The sequence below is a fragment of the Bacillus sp. JJ634 genome, from assembly GCF_036962285.1.
Classification (GTDB): domain Bacteria; phylum Bacillota; class Bacilli; order Bacillales; family DSM-1321; genus Peribacillus; species Peribacillus asahii_A.
Map to the genome: position 1 here is coordinate 1 of NZ_JBALMU010000142.1, position 22,531 is coordinate 22,531.

Below are 22,531 nucleotides of genomic sequence, written 5' to 3' on the forward strand. Positions count from 1 at the left end.
ACCTAGATAAATATCACAACTGTGCATGTACATAATATAATTTAACAAAGCTTAGCTTATAAAAAAAGCACATTAGGAAAACTCCCAATGTGCTTTTATATTTGAATTATTCACCAGATACATATGGTAATAATGCCATAGTACGTGAGCGTTTAATAGCAATCGTTAATTTACGTTGGTATTTAGCGCTTGTACCTGTTACACGACGTGGTAAAATTTTACCGCGTTCTGAAACGAATTTTTTAAGTAAATCTACATCTTTGTAGTCAATGTTAGTGATTCCGTTTGCTGTGAAATAACAAACTTTACGACGTTTAGCACGTCCACCTCTACGTCCTCCACCTGCCATGTTAAATTCCCTCCTCAAATTTTAGTATCTTCAAATGTATTAGAATGGAAGATCATCATCGGAAATATCGATTGTTTTACCGTCATTTGCGAATGGATCATCATCTACACGAGTGAAGTTATCATTGTTGCGTTGATTCTGATTTGGATTTGGATTTCCTCCAAACGGATTATCATAGTTGTTATCGTTATAACTTCTCTGAGCTCCGTAAGAACCGCCTTCATTTCTTCCACCCGCTGAACTGCTTCGTGGTTCAAGGAATTGAACGCTATCAGCTACAATCTCCGTTACATATACGCGTTTGCCGTCTTGTCCCTCATAATTACGTGTTTGAATACGTCCATCCACGCCAGCTAAACTACCTTTTTTCAAATAGTTTGCTGCATTTTCTGCAGGTTTACGCCAAACTACACAGTTAATGAAGTCTGCATCACGCTCACCTTGCTGATTCGAAAACGTTCGATTAACAGCTAAAGTAAAGGTAGCTACAGGTACTCCATTTGGTGTATATCGCAAATCAGGATCTTTCGTTAAGCGACCTACTAAAACTACGCGATTCATCATCAGAATCAACCCCTACATTACCGAATATGCCTCACGTGAAACATATTGTGGAATTTATATTAAATGTTAAATTAAGCTTCAACTTTTGTTGCCATGTGGCGAATGATGTCTTCACTGATTTTTGCAAGACGATCAAATTCTTGAATCGCAGCTGCATTAGAATCAGTTTTAACAAGTACGTAGTAACCGTCACGGAAATCATTGATTTCGTAAGCAAGACGACGTTTACCCCATTCTTTAGCTTCTACTGTTTCCGCTCCATTGTCAGTAAGGATTGTGTTGAAACGTTCAACTAAAGCTTTTTTAGCCTCTTCCTCAATGTTTGGACGGATGATGTACATAATTTCGTATTTTCTCATCACTGTCACCTCCTTTTGGTCTAAGCGGCCCAATTGGGCAAGGAGCAATTTTTTATAATTACTCACAAGATAAGATTATAGCATGTTTTTTTAGGCTTTGCAACGAACAAAAGCGAAAGTGCTCAAACTAGACGAATCGATACTATGTTTTCATTTCTACAATTCACATTAATTATAGCAAGAATCAAAAATGGATTCCCAAAAAAGGAAATCCATTTTCATCTACTTATTAAACGTTAAAACGGAAATGGATGACATCGCCGTCTTGAACGACATAATCTTTACCTTCTAAGCGAACTTTTCCTGCTTCTTTTGCCGCATTGTGACTGCCCGCTGCTAACAAATCTTCGTAAGCAACCGTTTCTGCACGGATAAATCCACGTTCAAAATCTGTATGAATAATACCGGCACATTGTGGAGCCTTCATGCCTTTACGGAATGTCCATGCACGAACTTCTTGTACACCAGCTGTGAAGTATGTTGCAAGACCAAGCAAATGGTAGGAAGCACGAATTAATTGATCTAAACCAGACTCTTCGATGCCTAGCTCAGATAAGAACATCGCTTTCTCTTCCCCATCAAGCTCTGAAATCTCTTCTTCAATTTTTGCACAAACTACGATTACTTCCGCACCTTCATTAGCTGCATATTCGCGAACTTGCTGTACATATTCGTTTTCAGATGGATCAGCAATTTCATCTTCACTTACGTTTGCCACATATAACATCGGTTTGATTGTTAATAAGTGCATTCCTTTAACCACTTTTGATTGCTCTTCTGAAAACTCGACCGTACGAGCTGGCTTTTCTGCCTCTAGCGCCTCTTTTAAAGCAACAAGAATTTCATGCTCAAACATAGCATCTTTATCTTTTTGCTTCGCCATTTTCGCTACTCGCTCAATTCGTTTATCAACAGATTCCAAGTCAGCAAGAATTAACTCAAGATTAATAACTTGAATATCATCAATTGGATCAACCTTACCTGATACGTGTGTAATATTTTCGTCCGCAAAACAACGAACAACCTGACAAATGGCATCCACTTGACGAATATGTGAAAGGAATTTATTTCCTAGTCCTTCCCCTTTACTTGCTCCTTTTACAATCCCAGCAATATCCGTGAATTCAAAAGCAGTTGGTACAACTTTCTTTGGTTGTACAAGTTCCGTTAGTTTTTGTAAACGATGATCAGGTACTTCTACAATACCGACATTCGGGTCGATTGTACAAAAAGGATAGTTAGCAGATTCTGCACCCGCTTGTGTAATTGCATTAAACAATGTCGATTTACCTACGTTCGGCAAACCAACGATACCAGCTGTTAAAGCCATTTATCTTCACTCCTCTAAATTACGAACTTAAACCTTTCCCAATTATAGATTTCACATTATAAAAAGACAAGCCTATTCCTAGGGTAGACTACACTATCTCCATAAAAAAAGCATGATTATTCCTCATGCTTCAATAAAACTTTTTTCATTTTTTTAACAAATTCTCGTCTTGGCAGCATCACACTATGGCCGCATCCCTCACACTTTATACGAATGTCCATTCCTAAACGGATAATCTTCCACTTATTCACACCGCAAGGGTGCGGCTTTTTCATTTCTACAACATCATGTAGTGCAAATTCTTTCTCTTCCATGCTCACACCGATCCTTCCTCACCACTATTTAACGTCGATTTTATGCCAAACTCATCTAAAACAGGCCTTAATTCTTTTCTAATCAAACGACTTACCTCATCTTGCTTCGTTGGTTTCGTTTCCGTAGTAATTCTAAGAACAATTTCACCCGAGTCAAGTATTTCACTTTCCTCAAGCTCCAGCACTTTCACAATTTCATCTACTTTTCTTTCTAACTGACTTAATTTCTCATATATAAGCTTCTCAGCTAATTCAAGCCGATCATCATTCACGATAGTCATATCTACGATAGACACGCTATTTAAAATCGAGTAGTTCGTCACTTGAAGAATACTTCCATTCGGAATGAGATGTAACTCTCCTGTCTTACTTTTCAACTTTGTCGTTCGCAGTCCGATTTCAAGGACTTCACCTTCAAACGTATTAATTTTAATATAATCTCCTACGGAAAACTGATCTTCAAAAATAACAAAAAAACCGGAAATTATATCTTTCACCAAGCTTTGCGCTCCAAAACCAACAGCAAGTCCAACAATCCCCGCTCCGGCAAGCAATCCTTTTACAGCAAATCCACAGTACTCTAGAATCATAATGGCAGATATAAAATAAATTACGTATGTAATAATATTTTCTAGTAACTTTAATAATGTCGTTTCTCTTCGTTCATTTGTCCGAAGTGGACTTTTTGCTCGAACAAGAAAAATATTACGAAGTGTCTTTTTTGCCACTGTAATTATGACCTTTGATAACACCAATACAAGGATAATTTTAATAATCGTGTCTGTTAGAGCTATCCACGTCGCCTCGTTTGAAATTTTATCCATAAATTGATTATACATACGCGCTGAATAATCCATACATTCCCACCTATCTCTTTCAATAAAACAATCTATATTATTTTATCATCAATAAACTCTTTTTCTACAAAAAGCTATACACAATAACATAGTAAAACGATATTTTTTTATAAGCGTGCAGGAATATATTGGGATTCCCTTTAATATATATTATAGGATATTCTTAATAAAGAACCATATACTTCCGCTTAACATCCCTCATTTTAACTACTTGTACGTATAATTTTCCATTTTTCACCGTATACTGATTACTAATCATTTTAGAAAGGAGTGGGGCCTATGACGATAAATTCTAGTATATTTAATCATGACAATAGACTGAGCCGCATTCTACACGAGGACTCAGATGCATCATACAAAATATCGAAGGAATTACTAAATCTTCTTCCTAAAGAAAAACTCCAACCTATTGTCTTTGTATGCATCGGTACAGATCGTTCAACAGGTGATTCTCTTGGCCCACTAGTTGGCACACTTTTAAAAGAAAAAAAGACGTCTACCTCTTCCTTCTATGTATACGGTACGTTAGCAGAACCCATTCATGCCATGAATTTAGAGGAAAAGTTAGCTGAAATTGAGAAGCTGCATACTAATCCATTTATTATTGGAATTGACGCTTGTCTCGGTAAAGTAAGAAGTGTTGGCATCGTCCAAATTGGGGAGGGGCCTGTTAAACCAGGGGCTGGAGTTAATAAGGAGCTACCATCTGTCGGTCATGCCCATATTACAGGAATCGTAAATGTTAGTGGGTTTATGGAATTCATGGTTTTACAAAATACCCGCTTAAACCTTGTACTAAATATGGCTAAAACAATTGCAGATGGCATTCACTCCACCCATCTTCAATTTAACCTCAAACATAATTTTCAACCACTTCCTTGGTCCATCAATCAAGAAAAAACGTTATAAACAAAAAACGTGAGCAGTTTTACCTACTCACGCAACACATTCAATGATCCCAAAAAGGGAAGGTGTGGGAAGTCCCCGTCTTTCCTTTTTTTCATGGCTATCATTAATGAATATTGTTGATTGATATGATTTTGGTTCATTCGTGCAAAACCACGGTTTCACACAAATGAACCAAAAATGAGCGACATTATTTAACAGAACCTTTTTCATACTATAAAAATAAATAAACAAACGATACAAATATGCCAACGACTAGAATCCCAGGCAGCAAGTTAGCAGCTCTAATTTTGGTTAATCCCATAATATTCAGTCCAATAACGGCAATCATTAACCCACCTGTAGCTGTCATTTCAGCAATAAACATGTCCATCAGCCCCGATGGAATCCACCGATCAATTTGTGTTGCTAAAAGGGCAATAACCCCTTCATACAAAATAATAGGGACGGCTGAAAACAAAACGCCGATTCCTAATGTACTCGAAAGAATAATCGCTGTAAATCCATCAATAATAGCCTTTGTAATTAACACGGTATGATCATTCCGAATTCCACTATCTAAGGCACCTAGAATAGACATTGCTCCAATACAAAAGATAAGCGTCGCTGTCACAAACCCTTGTGAAATAGACGTTCCCTCTGTTTGTTTCATTTTACTTTCAATCCATTTTCCTAACGCATTTAAATGCTTCTCTATATCAATCCATTCTCCAATGACCGCTCCGATTACAATACTTAAAATAACAATTAAATATTGTTCACTTTTAAAGGTCATTTGTAATCCCATAACAGCGACTGCTAAACCAATCCCGCTCATCACAGTTTCTTTCACTTTTTCAGGGATATTTTGTAGAAACCTACCTACAATTGCTCCGATAGCAATACATGCTGCATTCACTAATGTTCCTAATAAGACCATAATCTCTCCGCCAGTTGTTATTATCCGTTCTCTTGATTGATTAATTCTAATATACGAGTTAAATCTTCTTGAGAGAAAAACTCAATTTCAATTTTCCCTTTTTTCTTACTTTGTTTAATTGTCACGGTTGTCCCTAATTTCTCACGAAGATTCGTTTCATATTCTTTAATAAAAATATCTTTTTTCGTTTGCTCTTTCTTCTTTGTTTCACGTGAAACGCCCTCATTTAATTGCTGAATGTATCGTTCTAATTGACGAACATTCATCTTTTCTTGCATAACCTTTGAAACAACTATATTTAATTTCTCTTTTTTCTTTAAAGAAAGCAAGGCTCGTCCATGCCCCATTGAAATCTTGCCCTCTGAAATATAATTTCGAATTTCTTCCGGCAATGTTAATAGTCGAACATGATTGGTAATATGGGGACGACTTTTCCCAAGACGCTTTGCCAGTTCATCTTGAGTGATATTTAATCGCTCTAGTAATAGTTGATAAGCAAATGCTTCTTCAATTGGATTTAAATCTTCTCTTTGTAAATTCTCCAAAACAGCAAGCTCCATCATTTGCTGCTCGCTAAACTCCCTCACCACAACAGGTACAGTTTTTAAACCGGCCTCCGTTGCTGCACGGTATCGCCTTTCACCGACAACAATCTCATAGCCTTTAATACTTTTTCGGGCAATGATGGGCTGCAAAATACCATGTACAAGAATGGATTGCTTTAGTTCTTCAATTGCCTCTTCATCGAATATCTTTCTTGGCTGGTAAGGGTTCGGCCTTAATTCCTTTAACTTCACTTCTTTAATAATTTCATCTTTTTCGACTTCAACCTTTTCAACATTATTAAACAATGCATTAATCCCTTTGCCAAGTCCTCTAGCCATTTACTACCACTTCCTTTGCCAATTCTAGATAAACCTCCGCCCCTTTTGACTTTGGGTCATATATAATAATTGGTTCTCCGTGGCTTGGCGCCTCACTTAAACGAACATTTCGTGGAATAATTGTACGATAGACTTTATCTTGGAAATATTTCTTTACCTCATCAATAACTTGAATACCTAAATTTGTTCTAGCATCAAACATAGTGAGTAAAACACCTTCAATTCTCAAATCCTGATTTAAGTGCTTTTGCACAATTCGAACCGTGTTAAGCAGCTGACTTAAACCTTCTAAGGCGTAGTATTCACATTGTACAGGAATTAAGACAGCATCCGCAGCAGTAAGTGCATTTAACGTAAGCAAGCTTAATGAGGGCGGACAATCAATCAAAATATAATCATATTGATGAGCAACCTCTTCTAAAGCCCGCTTTAAACGAATTTCCCTTGAAATGGTTGGCACAAGTTCAATTTCAGCTCCTGCTAACTGAATCGATGCTGGAATGACATCTAGATTTTCAATCTTCGTTTCTTTAATGACAGCAGTTGCTTCCACATCATCCACTAATACATCGTAAATACATTGTTCCACATCCGATTTATCAATCCCTGCACCACTTGTTGAATTTCCTTGTGGATCAATATCTACAAGCAGCACTTTTTTTCCTATATAGGCTAAACAAGCACTAAGGTTAACGGTTGTTGTCGTTTTTCCGACACCGCCTTTTTGATTCGCAATGGCAAGAATCCTACCCACAAAGTCACCTACTTTCGACACAAATCTATCTCTCTATCTATTATCTATTTTATCATGAATAATTTACTAAAATCTTATAAATATTGGTTATTTGTTAGATTACCTTTTCACGTAGATTTGTTTTAATGGCCCGTTCCTCGCTATACTAAAAAACGACATTATGCTACATTGCATAATTAATGAAAAAGAAGCTTGGTAATCCAAGATTACCAAGCCGCTCGCTATTTAAGGTCTTTTCTTCGGTATTTTAATTGTAAATTGATAATACTCATCGAAATCTTCTTCTTCTGTATCTACATTAATGCCATTATCTGTGACCATATTTAAAGATTGGCGAATCGTGTTGACCGCAATTCGCATATCTTTACTAAAAGCTTTACGCTTTGGCTTTGGTTTTGGCTTTGGTTTTTGATCAGAATTGGAGAGTAGGTTAACTACACATTCTTCTGTTTGCTTGACATTTAAACCCTTTTCGATAATTTCCTCTAAAAGCTTTACCTGCATCATCGGATTTTTCAAAGGGATTAACGAGCGGGCATGCCGTTCAGTAATTTGCTTTTGAAGAAGAGCATCTTGAACTTCTTGTGGAAGCTTAAGTAGTCGGAGCTTATTCGCAACTGTAGATTGCCCTATACCAAGTCTTTGAGCTAATGCTTCCTGGGTTAAACTATGTAATTCAATTAGCTTACCATAGGCAATAGCTTCTTCGATTGGTGTTAATTCTTCACGTTGTAAATTTTCAATTAAAGCAACGGAGGCTGTTTCAGCATCATTAAATTCTTTCACAATAACAGGGGCTTTTTCCCAGCCTAACTTCTTCATTGCACGGTAACGACGCTCACCAGCAATAATTTCAAACTTCCCTTGCTCATATTCTCTAACAACAATCGGTTGAATAATCCCATGTGTATGAATGGTTTGAGCTAGTTCAGCAATTTTCTCTTCATTAAAAACAGTTCTTGGTTGATAACGGTTAGGCACAATCTCAGAAATGGAAATTTCCCTGATGCCTTCTTGACTGCTAGGCGTCTCTATCTCTAGTTGTTCTTCCTTTTCACCAAATCCAAAGAACCGCGAAAAAGGATGCTTCATCTCCATACACCACCTTTTAAAACTCCCAATTAACATATTCTCTATTAACTTGACAAGTCCTGCATAAATTTGTCATTTCTCATTGACCTGTCTTAATAGCTAACAAAAATCGGGGCTTGTATTCGTTGAAATTTGCTAGTAATCCGCTTATTCAATCGGTTGTTTATTTGGTGTACCAGGCTTTCGAGGATATTTTTTTGGTGTATTTTTGATCTTTTTAACGATCACAATATTCCGATCACTATGTTCTTCTGGTAAAGAGAAGGAGTGAACTTTCTCGACTTTTCCACCAAGTGTAACAATCGCTTTCTTTCCAACCTCTATTTCTTCACTGGCACTTGCTGCTTTCATCGCAATGAAGGTGCCGTCTACTTTTACAAGCGGTAAACAAAGTTCGCTTAAAACAGACATTCGAGCAACAGCACGCGCCATCACGATATCGTACGTTTCCCTTTGCTCTGCTTTTTGGGCAAACGTTTCTGCACGATCATGATAGAATTTCACACCTGTTAGCTTTAAAGAACTAGCCAAATGGTCCAAAAAAGAAATACGTTTATTCAGTGAATCGACAATTGATACCTGAATATTAGGGAAACAAATCTTAAGTGGAATGCTCGGAAACCCAGCTCCAGCTCCTACGTCACAAAGATGATAAGGCTTGTTAAAATCAAAGTAAAAAGAAGCGCTAATTGAATCATAAAAATGCTTTAAGTAAACTTCCTCTTTATCTGTGATAGCTGTTAAATTCATCTTTTCGTTCCATTCCACAAGCAATTTGTAATATGTTTCAAATTGATCAAGCTGTTGTGTCGAAAGGGTAATCTCCTTCCCCTCTAATGCTTGCTGAAATTGTTCAATATTCATCTATATATTCCATCCTTTATAGGAAAAGGGGCGGAACTCCGCACACTTTTTTGATTAACCTTGAGTTTGAGAACTACTTCATCCAGCTTAAGGCTTTTATTCGTGCGCGCTTCGTTCGCGCCGCCTTTGTTCTTCAACTAATATTTTAGATTCATTCCTGGTAACTTCCATACCTCGTTGATTTTAGAGGGACGGAACTCCGCACACTTTTTTGGAGAACTACTTCATTAGGCTTAAGGCTTTTCTTTTTGCGTGCTTCGTTCACACCGCCTTTAATAATATTACTTTTGTTTCGACTATTGTGAAATCCGAGCAATTTTCCCTTGCTCTAAATACACAAGCAGAATAGAAACATCAGCTGGGTTTACTCCTGAGATACGAGAAGCCTGTGCGACAGAAAGCGGGCGAACTTGCTTCAATTTTTGACGAGCTTCTGTAGCTAAACTACCGATTGCATCATAATCAATATCTTCTGGAATTCGTTTGTTCTCCATTTTCTTGAGACGATCGACTTGTTGCAGGGATTTTGCAATATAGCCCTCATACTTAATTTGAATTTCCACTTGTTCCATTACTTCATCGTCTAGCTCGATTTCGCTCGGTGCTAATTGTTGAATATGCACATAACTCATCTCAGGACGCTTTAATAAATCAGCAGCGCGAATTCCGTCTTTTAACTCTGTCCCGCCATTCTCTCTAATCACTGATTGAACTTCTTCAGATGGCTTTAAAATAATGGATTGTAATCGTTCCTTTTCCGCTTCAACGGCCGCTTTCTTAGCTAAGAAACGCTCATAACGTTCATCGCTAATCATGCCAATCTTATGGCCAATTTCCGTTAAACGCATATCGGCATTATCATGACGAAGCAATAAACGATATTCAGCACGAGACGTTAATAAGCGATATGGTTCATTCGTTCCCTTTGTAACAAGGTCATCAATAAGAACACCAATATAAGCATCCGAGCGGCTTAAAATAACCTCTTCTTTCCCGATGGCTCTTAATCCGGCATTCATACCAGCCATAAGACCTTGACCTGCAGCTTCCTCATATCCGCTCGTACCATTAATCTGACCAGCTGTGTATAAATTCTTCACCTTTTTCGTTTCTAATGTTGGCCAAAGCTGAGTTGGAACAATCGCGTCATACTCAATCGCATAACCGGCACGCATCATTTCAACGTTTTCTAGACCAGGAATGGAAGCAAGCATTTTACGTTGAACATCTTCTGGCAAGCTCGTTGATAAACCCTGTACATAAACTTCCTGTGTATTACGGCCTTCTGGCTCAAGGAAGATTTGGTGACGCGGTTTATCATTAAAACGAACAACTTTATCTTCAATGGATGGGCAGTAACGTGGACCTGTTCCTTTAATCATCCCTGAATACATCGGTGAGCGGTGCAAGTTAGCATCAATAATTTGATGCGTTTCTAGACTCGTATACGTTAACCAGCATGGTAGTTGATCGGTAATATATTTCGTCGTTTCATAAGAAAATGCACGTGGTACATCATCTCCAGGTTGAATTTCAGTTTTACTATAATCAATCGAAGAACTATTAACCCTTGGCGGTGTACCTGTTTTAAAACGAACTAAGTCGAAGCCCAATTCCTCTAAGTGCTCAGATAATTTAATCGAAGGCTGTTGATTGTTCGGACCGCTCGAGTATTTTAATTCTCCAAGAATAATTTCTCCTCGTAAAAACGTTCCTGTCGTAATCACGACCGTGTTTGCACGATAAATAGCGCCCGTTTGTGTAATAACACCCTTCACGATGTCGTCTTCAACAATAAGCTGCTCAACCATACCTTGTCTTAGTGTCAAATTAGGTTGATTTTCAATCGTCCTTTTCATCTCATGCTGGTATAGAAATTTATCAGCCTGAGCACGCAAAGCACGTACAGCTGGACCTTTCCCTGTATTCAACATTCTCATTTGAATATGCGTCTTATCGATATTGCGTCCCATTTCTCCGCCTAATGCATCGATTTCTCGCACAACAATCCCTTTTGCAGGACCGCCAACGGAAGGATTACAAGGCATAAACGCCACCATATCTAGATTGATTGTTAGCATTAAAGTTTTCGCACCGACCCGAGCGGCTGCAAGACCGGCTTCGCTGCCCGCATGCCCTGCTCCAACGACAATTACGTCATAACTACCTGCTTCATATTGCATTTAAAAACGTCTCCTCTTAACTTTTATTTTCCTAAACAAAATTGTGAGAACAACTGATTAATTAAATTATCTTGAACACTTTCTCCAATAACTTCACCTAGCAATTCCCATGCTTTTGTAAAATCAATTTGAACTAAATCAATCGGTGTATCCATTTCAATCGCATCAATTGCATCCGTAATAGCCTGTAAAGCTTGCCCTAACAAGGCAATATGACGAGTATTGGATACATACGTTAAATCGCTTGCTTCTAGTGAGCCTTCAAAGAATAAATCAGCAATCGCTTCTTCCAATTCATCAATACCTTGTTCCTCCAATAAGGAAGTTGTGACAACTTTATGCGATCTGGCTAATTCATAAACACGTTCCAAATCAATTTTTTGCGGTAAATCAGTTTTATTCACAATCACGATAACATCCATACCACTAACCGCTTCAAACAGACCTTCATCCTCTGCTGTTAATTCATCTGAATAATTCAACACAAGTAAAATTAAATCTGCTTCTTTTAGAACAGCACGTGACCGTTCGACACCAATACGCTCGACGATATCCTCTGTTTCACGAATGCCAGCTGTATCAACAAGCTTTAAAGGAACACCACGAACATTGACATACTCTTCAATGACATCACGGGTTGTACCAGGTATATCGGTAACAATCGCTTTATTTTCCTGAACTAAACTATTCAATAGTGAAGACTTTCCAACATTCGGACGGCCAATAATAACCGTTGCTAATCCATCGCGTAAGATTTTTCCTTGCTGTGATGTTGTTAATAGCTTTTCAATTTCCTGCTTTACATAATTCCCTTTTTCCAAAAATAAACGATGCGTCATTTCCTCCACATCATCATACTCTGGATAATCTATATTAACCTCGACAACAGCGAGTGTTTCTAAAATTTCCTGTCGCAATTTTTGAATGAGTTTTGATAAACGTCCTTCCATCTGTCCTAAAGCAACATTCATCGCCTTATCTGTTTTGGCACGAATTAAGTCCATTACAGCTTCTGCCTGTGAAAGGTCAATACGCCCATTTAAAAAGGCACGCTTCGTAAACTCGCCAGGTTCTGCAAGTCTAGCTCCTTGTGATAAAATGAGCTGTAATACCCGATTCACAGACACAATGCCTCCGTGACAATTGATTTCCACGACATCTTCTCTTGTAAATGTTTTTGGCCCCTTCATAACGGACACCATGACTTCTTCGACGATCTCCCCTGATTTCGGTTCTATTAAATGGCCGTAATGAATCGTATGAGAGTTCACTTGAAGAAGACTTTTTCCGCTTGGACCTCGAAAAATCCCATCAGCTATTTTAATTGCTTCATCCCCACTTATACGAACAATAGCAATTGCTCCTTCGCCAAGCGGCGTTGAAATAGCGGTGATTGTATCAAATTCCATGCTTTCACCTCTTACCTAGAAATCGTTCTATGTGTATTGTTCTATTCTAATAAAATGAAACTTTCATCAACGGATGGGCCGTTTCCCCCACTGATGGTTCGTTGAATGAATTAGGCCTTTACGGGCAGTTATTCCCCACTTATCTGTGATTGATTCCTCTCCGTCCCAAAGTGAAAGGCTCATGGCCCGTTCATCTGCAATAAAGTCCCTAAATACCTACAATACCACAGGAAAGAGGCGAAAAAAAGTAGAGACTATTCCCTGCCTTCCGTTATCCACAAGCTTTTAAAGCTATATTCTGTAACGTTTATTTTAACTTATCCACATGTGAATAACAATATAAGAAGAGAACAACTAGATTATTGAAGCTGTTAACCTTCTTAATCTTTGAACAAAGACACAAATCCTTTGTCAGTCTGTACTAGTTCTTTTTCTTCATCATTCCAAATCTTTTATCGTTTCCTCCCGGCATAAAAAAAAACCCTTCGTCTCATTCCTACGAAGGGTTTTTCTATCTTTATTGGATTGGTGTAATGACTAAGTAGCGATAAGGCTCAGTACCATGAGATGTCGTTTTAATTTTCCGGTCATTCATAAGAGCAGTATGAATCACCTTTCGCTCATATGAAGGCATTGGCTCTAGTGACACGGCCTTCCCTGTTCTAACTGCTTTATCAGCCATTCTCGTTGCTAACAAAATGAGTGTTTCGTTTCGACGTTCTCGATAACCTTCTGCATCAATGACAACATTCAAATATTGTTTAGCATGTCGATTCACCACAAGTTGAGTCAAATATTGAAGAGCATTTAATGTTTGACCTCGTTTTCCAATTACTAAAGCAACTTTTTCTCCCGATAGAAGAAATGTAATTGTTTTTCCTTGCCGATGAACCGTTATATCAGCTTGTACTCCCATTTCTTCACTTACTTTTTTCAAAAAGTGAAGAGATTCCTCGATAGGATCCGCTAACAACGTTACATGGACGATAGCTTGTCTAGAACCAAATAAACCAAATAGCCCTCTCTTGCCTTCATCTGCAATTTCAATTTCAACGCGATCTCTTGTGCTGTTAAGCTGAGCTAAAGCTGATTCAACTGCTGCCTCGACAGATTGTCCTGTAGCAGTTATCTTTTTCACTTTTTCTTTGCTCCCCCTGCATTTTCTACAGCTGCTTTTTTCAACTCTGGGCCTTTAATAAAGTAAGTTTGAACAATACCATAGATGTTCCCTACTACCCAATATAACGAAAGTGCTGCTGGGAAATTAAAAGCAAAAATCACAATCATAATTGGCATAATATACAGCATCATTGTCATTTGCGCTTGCATCTGTGGATTTGTATTCATACCAACCATTGACATTTTTTGTTGAATAAATGTTGTAATCCCTGCTAAAACCGGCAAAATAAAAAATGGATCTGGTGAACCAAGGTCAAACCAAAGGAAATTGTCACTTGCAATTTGTTCTGTACGACTAATTGCATGATAAACACCAATTAAAATTGGCATTTGTACTAAAATTGGTAAACATCCAGCAAGCGGATTGACATTATACTTTTGAAATAACGCCATTGTTTCTTGCTGTAGTTGTCGTTGCGTAGCCTGATCTTTCGAACTGTATTTCGCTTGAAGTTCTTTCATTTCGGGCTGAATCGCTTGCATTGCTTTTGAGCTTTTTACTTGTTTAATCATAAGTGGAAGAATCGCTGTACGGATAATTAGTGTAGCAGCAATTAAGCCCCATCCATAATTATGTCCTAAATGTTCAGCCAGCCAAATAATTAACAACGACAGCGGGTAAACAATGTAGGAATTCCAAAATCCTTCACTTTCTGCGGTAATCGGCTCATTAAATTCCGTACAACCCGCTAGTAGCATCATAATCGAGGCTAATCCAATAATAGGTAATATTCGTTTCTTCAACCGTAACTTCCTCCTGACTACAATCAATCTCTATGAAACAATTTTGAACTGTTTAGACGCAGACTTCAAGTAAAAATTATCCAATTTGAAAATTCAATATCTTACTTAAGAAAGCGTATTCTTTCTACTGATCCTTGTTTCATCTATCTATTCATATATACTTTAGTTGTTTTTCAGTTTAAAAGTTAGTGATTTGGAACGTTTGAGAACATGGATTAAACTGTTCTTTACTTGAAAGAAGTCCATATCTGCCGCTGGTTTACGAGCAATAATGACATAATCCTTTCCGACATCAATTTCATTCTTTAATTCCAAAAACGTTTGTCGTATGTATCTTTTCACTTGATTCCGAACGACTGCATTGCCTACTTTTTTGCTGACAGAAAGGCCAATTCGGAAACAATCTTGGTCAGGTTTTTCAAGGACATAAACTACAAATTGACGGTTTGCAAAAGATTCCCCTTTTTTAAACACAAGTTGAAATTCTTTATCCTTCTTTATCCTTAACTTTTTTTTCATTTTCTACACCTTCAATAAACGAATTGGATCCCTAAGTGATGGTCTATTTGCGAAAAAAGACCACTGAGACTTTTCAGTGGTCTATGCAGATAATACTTTTCTGCCCTTGCGGCGACGTGCAGCTAATACTTTACGTCCGTTTTTTGTGCTCATGCGGGCACGGAATCCGTGAACTTTACTATGCTTGCGCTTATTCGGTTGATAAGTACGTTTCATTCTCTATGACACCTCCCTGAGGAATAACAGTTAAAGACAGTCCTTATGATTATATAGATGAGGTATGGTAAATGTCAACCTCATCCTCTAAATTTTCTTTTTACACCTATTTGTCCAGTGAGTCTTTTTAAACGTTCTTCTCCATTGTAAATCATTTTCCTCATAATCAACATAGAAAATTTTGCCCAAATCCTTAAAAAGTATTGTTCATGGAAATAAATGATTGAAATATGACAGATTAAGAAAAGACATTTGTCGAATACTAAGACAAAATGATGAGTCAATCTTTCAGTGCCTGTCCTAATAATGATTGTGGATAGTTTTTTCGCGTTTCCAAACAATATCCACAACTTTTTTCAACACTTTTACACATAATAATACCCTGTGGAAAAGTTTTTCCCACAGTCTGATATAGTTGTGGATAAAGTTTTGAAAACCATTGCACAAAGCCTAAAGTTTTGATATTATATATGTGTTTTCACTCTGAATAACTTTATCAACAGATTAGACTTATCCACAAATTGTGGATAAGATGTGGATAGTTTATTACAACTGTGTATATAATGTTATCCACAACGCGTGGATATTGTAGAAAATCTTCTTTTCTTCCTTATTAATATATACAGCTTAATGCCTGTTGATGAATAAATATACGCATACGTTTTCTTATTCTACATATAGGGTGGACAAAGGTTGTACAATACTATATGTAGTGTTCTGAAGATTAGTTATGGTCGATTGCTATGTCGAAAATTATTTGAAGGACACGGCAATCGATACATTTATTTTGTCCTGCAAACATAAACTGCGATTCCATATATTCGCTCCTTATTTAAAAAAATGAACGATTGAACAAACAGCTTTTCAAATTTAGTAGCAAAGGAGGGGGACACTTGGAAAACATCGATAGTCTTTGGGATCAAACCCTTATAAAAATCCAAAAAAAGATTAGTAAGCCTAGCTTTGAAACGTGGTTAAAGGCTACAAAAGCTTATGCCTTGCAAGGAGACACTTTAACTATCACTGCTCCTAATGAATTTGCTCGTGATTGGCTCGAAGAACGTTATTCCAAGCTTATAGCCGGCATTTTATTAGAATTAACAGGGGAAGAACTTGAAGCTAAATTCATCATTCCACCAAACCATGATGAACCGAATGTTGCTCCTTCAACAAAAAAGGTGAAAAAACAAGAAGAAGATCAACATGATTTTTCGCAGCATATGCTTAACACCAAAAATACATTTGATACATTTGTTATTGGCTCTGGGAACCGCTTTGCCCATGCTGCGTCTTTAGCTGTTGCTGAAGCCCCGGCTAAAGCTTATAATCCCTTATTTATTTATGGAGGCGTAGGGCTTGGAAAAACCCATTTAATGCACGCAATAGGCCATTATGTATTAGAGCACAATCCGCAAGCCAAAGTAGTCTATTTATCATCTGAAAAGTTCACGAATGAATTCATTAATTCGATTCGTGACAATAAAGCCGGTGAATTCCGGGATAAATACCGAAGTGTTGATGTGTTATTAATAGATGATATTCAATTTCTAGCTGGAAAAGAATCTACTCAGGAAGAATTTTTCCATACATTTAATGCTCTTCATGAGGAAAGCAAGCAAATTGTAATTTCTAGTGATCGACCTCCTAAGGAAATCCCTACATTGGAAGATCGTTTGCGTTCACGCTTTGAATGGGGCTTAATTACAGACATTACCCCGCCTGATTTAGAAACTAGAATTGCTATTTTAAGAAAAAAAGCAAAAGCAGATGGTCTTGATATTCCAAATGAAGTGATGCTCTATATTGCAAACCAAATTGATTCTAATATTCGTGAACTAGAAGGAGCTTTAATACGTGTTGTTGCGTACTCATCCTTAATTAATAAAGATATTAATGCAGATTTGGCTGCGGAGGCGCTGAAGGATATCATTCCTAGCTCTAAACCAAGAATTATTACGATTCATGAAATCCAAAAAACAGTTGGTGAGCACTACAATGTAAAACTCGAGGATTTCAAAGCAAAAAAACGAACAAAATCTGTAGCATTTCCAAGGCAAATTGCTATGTATCTATCGCGTGAACTGACAGATTCCTCACTCCCTAAGATTGGAGATGAATTTGGAGGGCGAGACCATACAACTGTGATTCATGCTCATGAAAAAATTTCAAAGCTTTTACTCACAGATTCTCAGCTGCAGCATCAAATTAAAGAAATCCAAGATCAATTAAAAGTATAGTGCCCTTGTTTATAGTGTGAATAACTTGAACTCACTTACACACAGTCTGTCCACATGTGGATAGACTGTTTTTCCTTGGTTTTCTTATACTTATCCACATATTCACAGGACCTATTACTATTACTACTATATTTTTAACTAAATTAATTAATAATATATGCAAGTTAGTAAAAAATATGACTGGAGGGGAACTCATGAAATTTATCATTCAACGAGATCGATTAGTTCATAGTGTTCAAGAAGTAATGAAGGCTGTTACATCTAGAACAACGATTCCGATTTTAACAGGGATTAAAATCAATACGACAACAGAAGGAATTACACTTACAGGAAGTGATTCTGATATTTCTATTCAATCTTTTATTCCAGCGGAGGAAGATGGGAATGAAATTGTCGAAGTACAAACAAGTGGTGATATTGTTTTAAATGCTCGTTTTTTTAGTGAAATTGTGAAGAAGTTACCAATGGATACTGTAGAAATTGAAGTCCAAGCAAACTTTCAAACAATTATTCGTTCAGGAAAAGCAGAGTTTAATCTAAATGGTCTAGACCCAGAAGAATATCCACATCTGCCTATCATTGAAGAAGCCAATTTATTTAAACTGCCAACGGATCTTTTAAAAACATTAATTCGCCAAACTGTATTTGCAGTGTCCACCTCAGAAACACGCCCAATCTTGACAGGTGTAAACTTGAAGGTTGAAAATGATGAATTGACATGTATTGCTACAGACAGTCATCGTTTGGCCATGAGAACAGCTAACATTGAAAGTAAAATCAATGGTACTTATAGTGTTGTTATTCCAGGAAAAAGCTTGAATGAACTAAGTAAAATTCTTGATGATACGAATGAATTAATCGAGATTGTTATTACCGAAAATCAAGTTCTGTTTAAAGCGAAAAATTTATTATTCTTTTCTAGATTGCTAGAGGGGAATTATCCGGATACATCTCGACTTATCCCGACAGATAGTAAAACAGATGTGATTGTTAAAACGAAAGAGCTCTTGCAAGCGATTGACCGAGCATCTTTATTGGCGAAAGAAAACCGCAATAATGTAGTCAAATTATTGACACATGACGGGGGAGTTATTGAAGTATCGTCTAATACACCTGAAGTCGGTAAAGTGGTAGAGGAAATTGTTGCTGAAGCCATTGAAGGAGAAGAATTAAAAATCTCTTTTAGTGCAAAGTTTGTTATGGATGCATTAAAAGCATTAGAAGGTACAGATATTAAAATTAGTTTTACAGGAGCAATGCGTCCATTCGTTATTTGTCCACTTCATGATGATCGAATGCTGCAATTAATCCTTCCAGTTAGAACCTATTAAGGGGATATGCGGAAAAANNCTTGGATATCAAGTCTTTATTTTTTTGTATGGCTCATGCAAAAAGTTCTGCTAGTCAAAATTTTGTCTTATTAACGGATATTTAGTAAAATAAAGTATTAGAAATTATTTTGAAATGAGTGAAAAATGGATGACAGAAATACAAATCAGTACGGAGTATATTACATTGGGACAGTTTTTAAAGCTTGCTGATGTGATTCAAAGCGGCGGTATGGCGAAATGGTTCTTAAGTGAACATGAAGTATTTATTAATAATGAGCTTGATGTACGGAGAGGAAGAAAGTTAAGAGTGGGTGACAAAATCGAGATTCCCGAATTCGGTAGCTTTACGATTATCGGCTAATGCCGAAAGGAAGAGCAGATTATGTATATTGAAAATATTCATTTGAGAAATTACCGAAATTATGAGGAAGTTGAGCTTTCCTTTGAAAACAAAGTAAATGTCATTCTAGGGGAAAATGCTCAAGGGAAAACAAATGTCATGGAATCAATCTTTGTTTTAGCAATGGCAAAATCCCACCGAACTTCAAATGACAAAGAACTCATTCGCTGGGACAAAGAATATGCTAAAATAGAAGGTAGAGTTAAAAAGCGGAATACATCCTTACCACTTGAATTAACCATTGCCAAAAAAGGAAAAAAAGCAAAGGTTAATCATATTGAGCAACAAAAGCTTAGCCAATATGTAGGCAGCATGAATGTGGTTATGTTTGCACCAGAAGATCTTCATTTAGTGAAGGGGAGTCCGCAAGTTCGACGTCGTTTTATTGATATGGAGATTGGTCAAATATCGCCTGTTTATCTTCATGATATGAGTCAATACCATAAAATTGTGCAACAACGAAACCACTATTTAAAACTGTTGCAAACAAAAAAACAAAATGATACAACGATGCTCGACGTTTTAACAGAACAGTTTATTCAACATGCAGCGAAAATTGTCGAAAAAAGATATCAATTTTTAGCTGTTTTACAAGAATGGGCAAAACCAATCCATTCTGGCATATCACGAAACTTAGAAGAATTGAAAATACAATATAAACCATCTCTTCATGTATTAGAAACTATGGATTTGTCGAAAATAATAGAAGTGTTTCAAGAAACATGTGATCGAATAAGAACAAAAGAAATAGACCGTGGAGTTACATTAGTTGGTCCTCATCGTGATGATCTGATTTTTTACGTCAATAACCGTGATGTGCAAACATTTGGTTCACAAGGTCAACAACGCACAACGGCTCTATCTTTAAAATTAGCAGAAATAGAACTCATTCATGCAGAAATAGGCGAATATCCAATTTTGCTTTTGGATGACGTTTTATCAGAGCTGGATGACTACCGACAATCTCATTTATTAAATACAATTCAAGGAAAAGTTCAAACATTTGTTACAACAACTTCTGTTGAAGGAATCGATCATCAAACGTTAAAAGACGCATCCACCTTTTTTGTGAAACAAGGAACGATTACAAAGGTAAAGTAAAGAGGTGAACTTATGTATCTTCATATCGGTGAAGACATTCTTGTAAAGACAGATGAAATTGTGACGATTTTAGATAAAAAGCTGCTCGAATCTTCCCCTATACTTGCAGAGTTTCTACAGCAAAAGGCAGATGTCACATTGCATTTAGCGAAGAATTCCATAAAGTCCATTGTTGTAACAACTAAGCATGTATATTACTCACCTCTTGCTTCGATGACTTTAAAAAAACGTTCGCAGCAACATTCAATTGTAGTAGATGAATAAGTAGACGGATTGCTTCTTTAGTTTGAAAAATGTTAAATGTGAATAGAAAAGTGTAGGTGATTTGAGATGACAATGGAACAAAGTGAACTACAACCTCAAGAATACGGTGCAGATCAAATACAAGTATTAGAAGGCTTAGAAGCTGTACGTAAACGCCCGGGGATGTATATCGGAAGTACGTCTTCAAAAGGTTTACACCACCTTGTTTGGGAAATTGTCGATAATAGTATCGATGAAGCACTCGCGGGTTTTTGTACAGAAATCCAGGTAAAAATTGAAGAAGATAATAGTATTACAGTCGTCGATAATGGACGCGGGATTCCCGTTGATACACAAGAAAAAATGGGGCGTCCTGCTGTAGAAGTTATTTTAACTGTCCTTCATGCTGGAGGTAAATTTGGCGGCGGGGGGTATAAAGTATCTGGTGGATTGCATGGAGTAGGTGCTTCCGTTGTAAATGCCCTCTCTACATTATTGGAAGTATTTGTTCATCGAGATGGGAATATTTATTACCAGCAATATAAGCAAGGTGTTCCACAAGCTGATTTAAAAATTATCGGTGAGACAGATCGCACAGGAACGACTATTCACTTCGTACCAGATGGCGAAATCTTTAAAGAAACGTTGGAATATGAGTATGACACGCTAGCGACAAGAATTCGAGAGCTTGCCTTCTTAAATAAAGGGTTAAAGCTAACTATTGAAGATAAACGCGGTGAAGGGAAGTCTAATGAGTACCATTATGAAGGCGGAATTAAATCGTATGTAGAGCATTTAAATCGTTCAAAAGAAGTACTTCATACAGAACCAATTTTCATGGAGGGCGAAAAGGACGGTATTTCCGTGGAAATAGCTCTTCAATACAATGAAAGCTATATTAGTAATGTATTTTCCTTTGCTAATAATATTCATACGTATGAAGGGGGAACTCATGAATCAGGCTTCAAAGCGGGGTTAACTCGTGTCATTAATGACTATGCACGTAAAAATGGCTTAATCAAAGAATCCGATGCTAACTTATCAGGTGAAGATGTTCGTGAAGGATTAACAGCTATTGTTTCCATTAAACACCCTGACCCACAATTTGAAGGGCAAACGAAAACAAAACTGGGTAATTCTGAAGTACGATCTGTAGCAGACTCTATTCTATCTGAAAAGCTCGATTCCTTTATGTATGAAAATCCAGCTGTAGCTAGGAAAATCGTAGATAAAGGCTTGATGGCTGCGCGTGCTCGCCTTGCAGCGAAAAAGGCTCGTGAAATGACGAGAAGAAAAAATGCCTTAGAAGTTTCAAGTTTACCTGGAAAATTGGCAGACTGTTCATCAAAAGATCCTTCCATTAGTGAATTATATATCGTAGAAGGAAACTCAGCGGGCGGATCCGCAAAACAGGGGCGCGATCGTCATTTCCAAGCGATCCTGCCTCTAAGAGGAAAAATTCTAAACGTAGAAAAGGCTCGTTTAGATCGAATTCTTTCCAATGTTGAGATCGGTACTATTATTACCGCACTTGGGACAGGGATTGGTGATGAATTTAATATTGAAAAAGCAAGATACCATAAGATTGTTATTATGACGGATGCCGATGTCGACGGTGCCCATATTCGTACTCTTATGCTAACCTTTTTCTACAGATATATGAGAAAAATTATTGAATACGGCTATATTTATATTGCTCAACCGCCATTGTATAAAATTCAACAAGGTAAAAAAGTAGAGTATGCTTATAATGACCGTCAACTTGAGGAAATTATGG

At 37.2% G+C, this 22,531-nt stretch carries 24 protein-coding genes; 7 read left to right on the plus strand and 17 right to left on the minus strand.

The genetic code is table 11. The features are described 5' to 3' along the window. Nucleotides 1-106 precede the first annotated feature (106 nt). The 6 genes from rpsR to V7068_RS18895 all read right to left on the minus strand — a co-directional run bounded on the left by rpsR (nt 107) and on the right by V7068_RS18895 (nt 3,773). Entirely contained in the window at nt 107-349 is a 243-nt protein-coding gene (gene rpsR / locus V7068_RS18870) for a 30S ribosomal protein S18 (protein WP_252292408.1), read from the minus strand. Nucleotides 350-388: 39 nt separating this feature from the next. Continuing rightward, nucleotides 389-913: a single-stranded DNA-binding protein gene (gene ssb, locus V7068_RS18875; RefSeq protein WP_252292410.1), complete on the minus strand. Its 525-nt coding sequence runs from the start codon at nt 911-913 to the stop codon at nt 389-391. A gap of 71 nt (nt 914-984) precedes the next feature. Continuing rightward, nucleotides 985-1,272, minus strand: coding sequence for a 30S ribosomal protein S6 (rpsF, locus tag V7068_RS18880; protein ID WP_119118357.1), 288 nt, complete (start codon nt 1,270-1,272; stop codon nt 985-987). Nucleotides 1,273-1,501: 229 nt separating this feature from the next. Next, the gene (ychF, locus tag V7068_RS18885) at nt 1,502-2,602 is read right to left on the minus strand and encodes a redox-regulated ATPase YchF (protein WP_499714062.1); all 1,101 of its coding nucleotides are present in this window, start codon (nt 2,600-2,602) and stop codon (nt 1,502-1,504) included. Between the two features lie 116 nt (nt 2,603-2,718). Further along, nucleotides 2,719-2,916, minus strand: a complete 198-nt coding sequence (locus tag V7068_RS18890) for a DUF951 domain-containing protein (RefSeq protein WP_499714072.1) — start codon at nt 2,914-2,916, stop codon at nt 2,719-2,721. Between the two features lie 2 nt (nt 2,917-2,918). Next, entirely contained in the window at nt 2,919-3,773 is an 855-nt protein-coding gene (locus V7068_RS18895; RefSeq protein WP_499714063.1) for a mechanosensitive ion channel family protein, read from the minus strand. A 279-nt stretch (nt 3,774-4,052) separates the two neighbouring features. On the opposite strand from V7068_RS18895, the gene yyaC reads away from it, so the two are divergent. After that, the gene (gene yyaC / locus V7068_RS18900) at nt 4,053-4,682 is read left to right on the plus strand and encodes a spore protease YyaC (protein WP_127762379.1); all 630 of its coding nucleotides are present in this window, start codon (nt 4,053-4,055) and stop codon (nt 4,680-4,682) included. A gap of 211 nt (nt 4,683-4,893) precedes the next feature. Here yyaC and V7068_RS18905 read toward each other — a convergent pair whose 3' ends face one another. The 11 genes from V7068_RS18905 to rpmH all read right to left on the minus strand — a co-directional run bounded on the left by V7068_RS18905 (nt 4,894) and on the right by rpmH (nt 15,442). Continuing rightward, nucleotides 4,894-5,598, minus strand: coding sequence for a DUF554 domain-containing protein (locus tag V7068_RS18905; protein ID WP_499714064.1), 705 nt, complete (start codon nt 5,596-5,598; stop codon nt 4,894-4,896). Nucleotides 5,599-5,618: 20 nt separating this feature from the next. Continuing rightward, complete coding sequence (locus tag V7068_RS18910) at nt 5,619-6,482, minus strand: ParB/RepB/Spo0J family partition protein (RefSeq protein WP_252288058.1); 864 nt, start codon at nt 6,480-6,482, stop codon at nt 5,619-5,621. Then, nucleotides 6,475-7,236 (minus strand): ParA family protein, encoded by a 762-nt coding sequence (locus tag V7068_RS18915; RefSeq protein ID WP_499714073.1) that lies wholly within the window; start codon nt 7,234-7,236, stop codon nt 6,475-6,477. The genes V7068_RS18910 and V7068_RS18915 overlap by 8 nt, the downstream gene beginning before the upstream one ends. Nucleotides 7,237-7,461: 225 nt before the next feature. Then, nucleotides 7,462-8,328 carry a nucleoid occlusion protein gene (gene noc / locus V7068_RS18920; protein WP_499714065.1) on the minus strand — a complete coding sequence of 289 codons (867 nt, stop codon included), beginning with the start codon at nt 8,326-8,328 and terminating at the stop codon, nt 7,462-7,464. A 147-nt stretch (nt 8,329-8,475) separates the two neighbouring features. Continuing rightward, nucleotides 8,476-9,192: a 16S rRNA (guanine(527)-N(7))-methyltransferase RsmG gene (rsmG, locus tag V7068_RS18925; RefSeq protein WP_499714066.1), complete on the minus strand. Its 717-nt coding sequence runs from the start codon at nt 9,190-9,192 to the stop codon at nt 8,476-8,478. A 296-nt stretch (nt 9,193-9,488) separates the two neighbouring features. Next, complete coding sequence (mnmG, locus tag V7068_RS18930; protein WP_252288064.1) at nt 9,489-11,375, minus strand: tRNA uridine-5-carboxymethylaminomethyl(34) synthesis enzyme MnmG; 1,887 nt, start codon at nt 11,373-11,375, stop codon at nt 9,489-9,491. Nucleotides 11,376-11,398: 23 nt separating this feature from the next. Further along, on the minus strand, nt 11,399-12,784 hold the full coding sequence (gene mnmE, locus V7068_RS18935; RefSeq protein WP_252292425.1) for a tRNA uridine-5-carboxymethylaminomethyl(34) synthesis GTPase MnmE: 1,386 nt from the start codon (nt 12,782-12,784) through the stop codon (nt 11,399-11,401). 517 nt (nt 12,785-13,301) lie between these two features. Beyond that, a complete protein-coding gene (gene jag, locus V7068_RS18940; protein ID WP_499714067.1) occupies nt 13,302-13,922 on the minus strand; it encodes an RNA-binding cell elongation regulator Jag/EloR in 621 nt (206 codons plus the stop codon). Continuing rightward, nucleotides 13,919-14,707, minus strand: a complete 789-nt coding sequence (gene spoIIIJ, locus V7068_RS18945; protein WP_499714068.1) for a YidC family membrane integrase SpoIIIJ — start codon at nt 14,705-14,707, stop codon at nt 13,919-13,921. Before spoIIIJ ends, jag begins: the two co-directional genes overlap by 4 nt. A gap of 162 nt (nt 14,708-14,869) precedes the next feature. Further along, nucleotides 14,870-15,226, minus strand: a complete 357-nt coding sequence (gene rnpA, locus V7068_RS18950) for a ribonuclease P protein component (RefSeq protein ID WP_499714069.1) — start codon at nt 15,224-15,226, stop codon at nt 14,870-14,872. An 81-nt stretch (nt 15,227-15,307) separates the two neighbouring features. Next, nucleotides 15,308-15,442, minus strand: a complete 135-nt coding sequence (gene rpmH / locus V7068_RS18955) for a 50S ribosomal protein L34 (protein ID WP_019243402.1) — start codon at nt 15,440-15,442, stop codon at nt 15,308-15,310. A gap of 893 nt (nt 15,443-16,335) precedes the next feature. On the opposite strand from rpmH, the gene dnaA reads away from it, so the two are divergent. From dnaA to gyrB, 6 genes are all read left to right on the plus strand, one after another. Continuing rightward, nucleotides 16,336-17,679 carry a chromosomal replication initiator protein DnaA gene (dnaA, locus tag V7068_RS18960; RefSeq protein WP_127758585.1) on the plus strand — a complete coding sequence of 448 codons (1,344 nt, stop codon included), beginning with the start codon at nt 16,336-16,338 and terminating at the stop codon, nt 17,677-17,679. A 194-nt stretch (nt 17,680-17,873) separates the two neighbouring features. Further along, nucleotides 17,874-19,010: a DNA polymerase III subunit beta gene (gene dnaN / locus V7068_RS18965; protein ID WP_499714070.1), complete on the plus strand. Its 1,137-nt coding sequence runs from the start codon at nt 17,874-17,876 to the stop codon at nt 19,008-19,010. A gap of 148 nt (nt 19,011-19,158) precedes the next feature. Beyond that, the gene (rlbA, locus tag V7068_RS18970; RefSeq protein ID WP_127758587.1) at nt 19,159-19,371 is read left to right on the plus strand and encodes a ribosome maturation protein RlbA; all 213 of its coding nucleotides are present in this window, start codon (nt 19,159-19,161) and stop codon (nt 19,369-19,371) included. A gap of 21 nt (nt 19,372-19,392) precedes the next feature. After that, entirely contained in the window at nt 19,393-20,511 is a 1,119-nt protein-coding gene (gene recF, locus V7068_RS18975; protein ID WP_499714071.1) for a DNA replication/repair protein RecF, read from the plus strand. A gap of 12 nt (nt 20,512-20,523) precedes the next feature. Further along, nucleotides 20,524-20,775 carry an extracellular matrix regulator RemB gene (gene remB, locus V7068_RS18980; RefSeq protein WP_119118341.1) on the plus strand — a complete coding sequence of 84 codons (252 nt, stop codon included), beginning with the start codon at nt 20,524-20,526 and terminating at the stop codon, nt 20,773-20,775. Between the two features lie 72 nt (nt 20,776-20,847). After that, nucleotides 20,848-22,531 (plus strand): DNA topoisomerase (ATP-hydrolyzing) subunit B (gyrB, locus tag V7068_RS18985; RefSeq protein ID WP_499714074.1); only part of this gene is annotated, 1,684 nt, incomplete at its 3' end.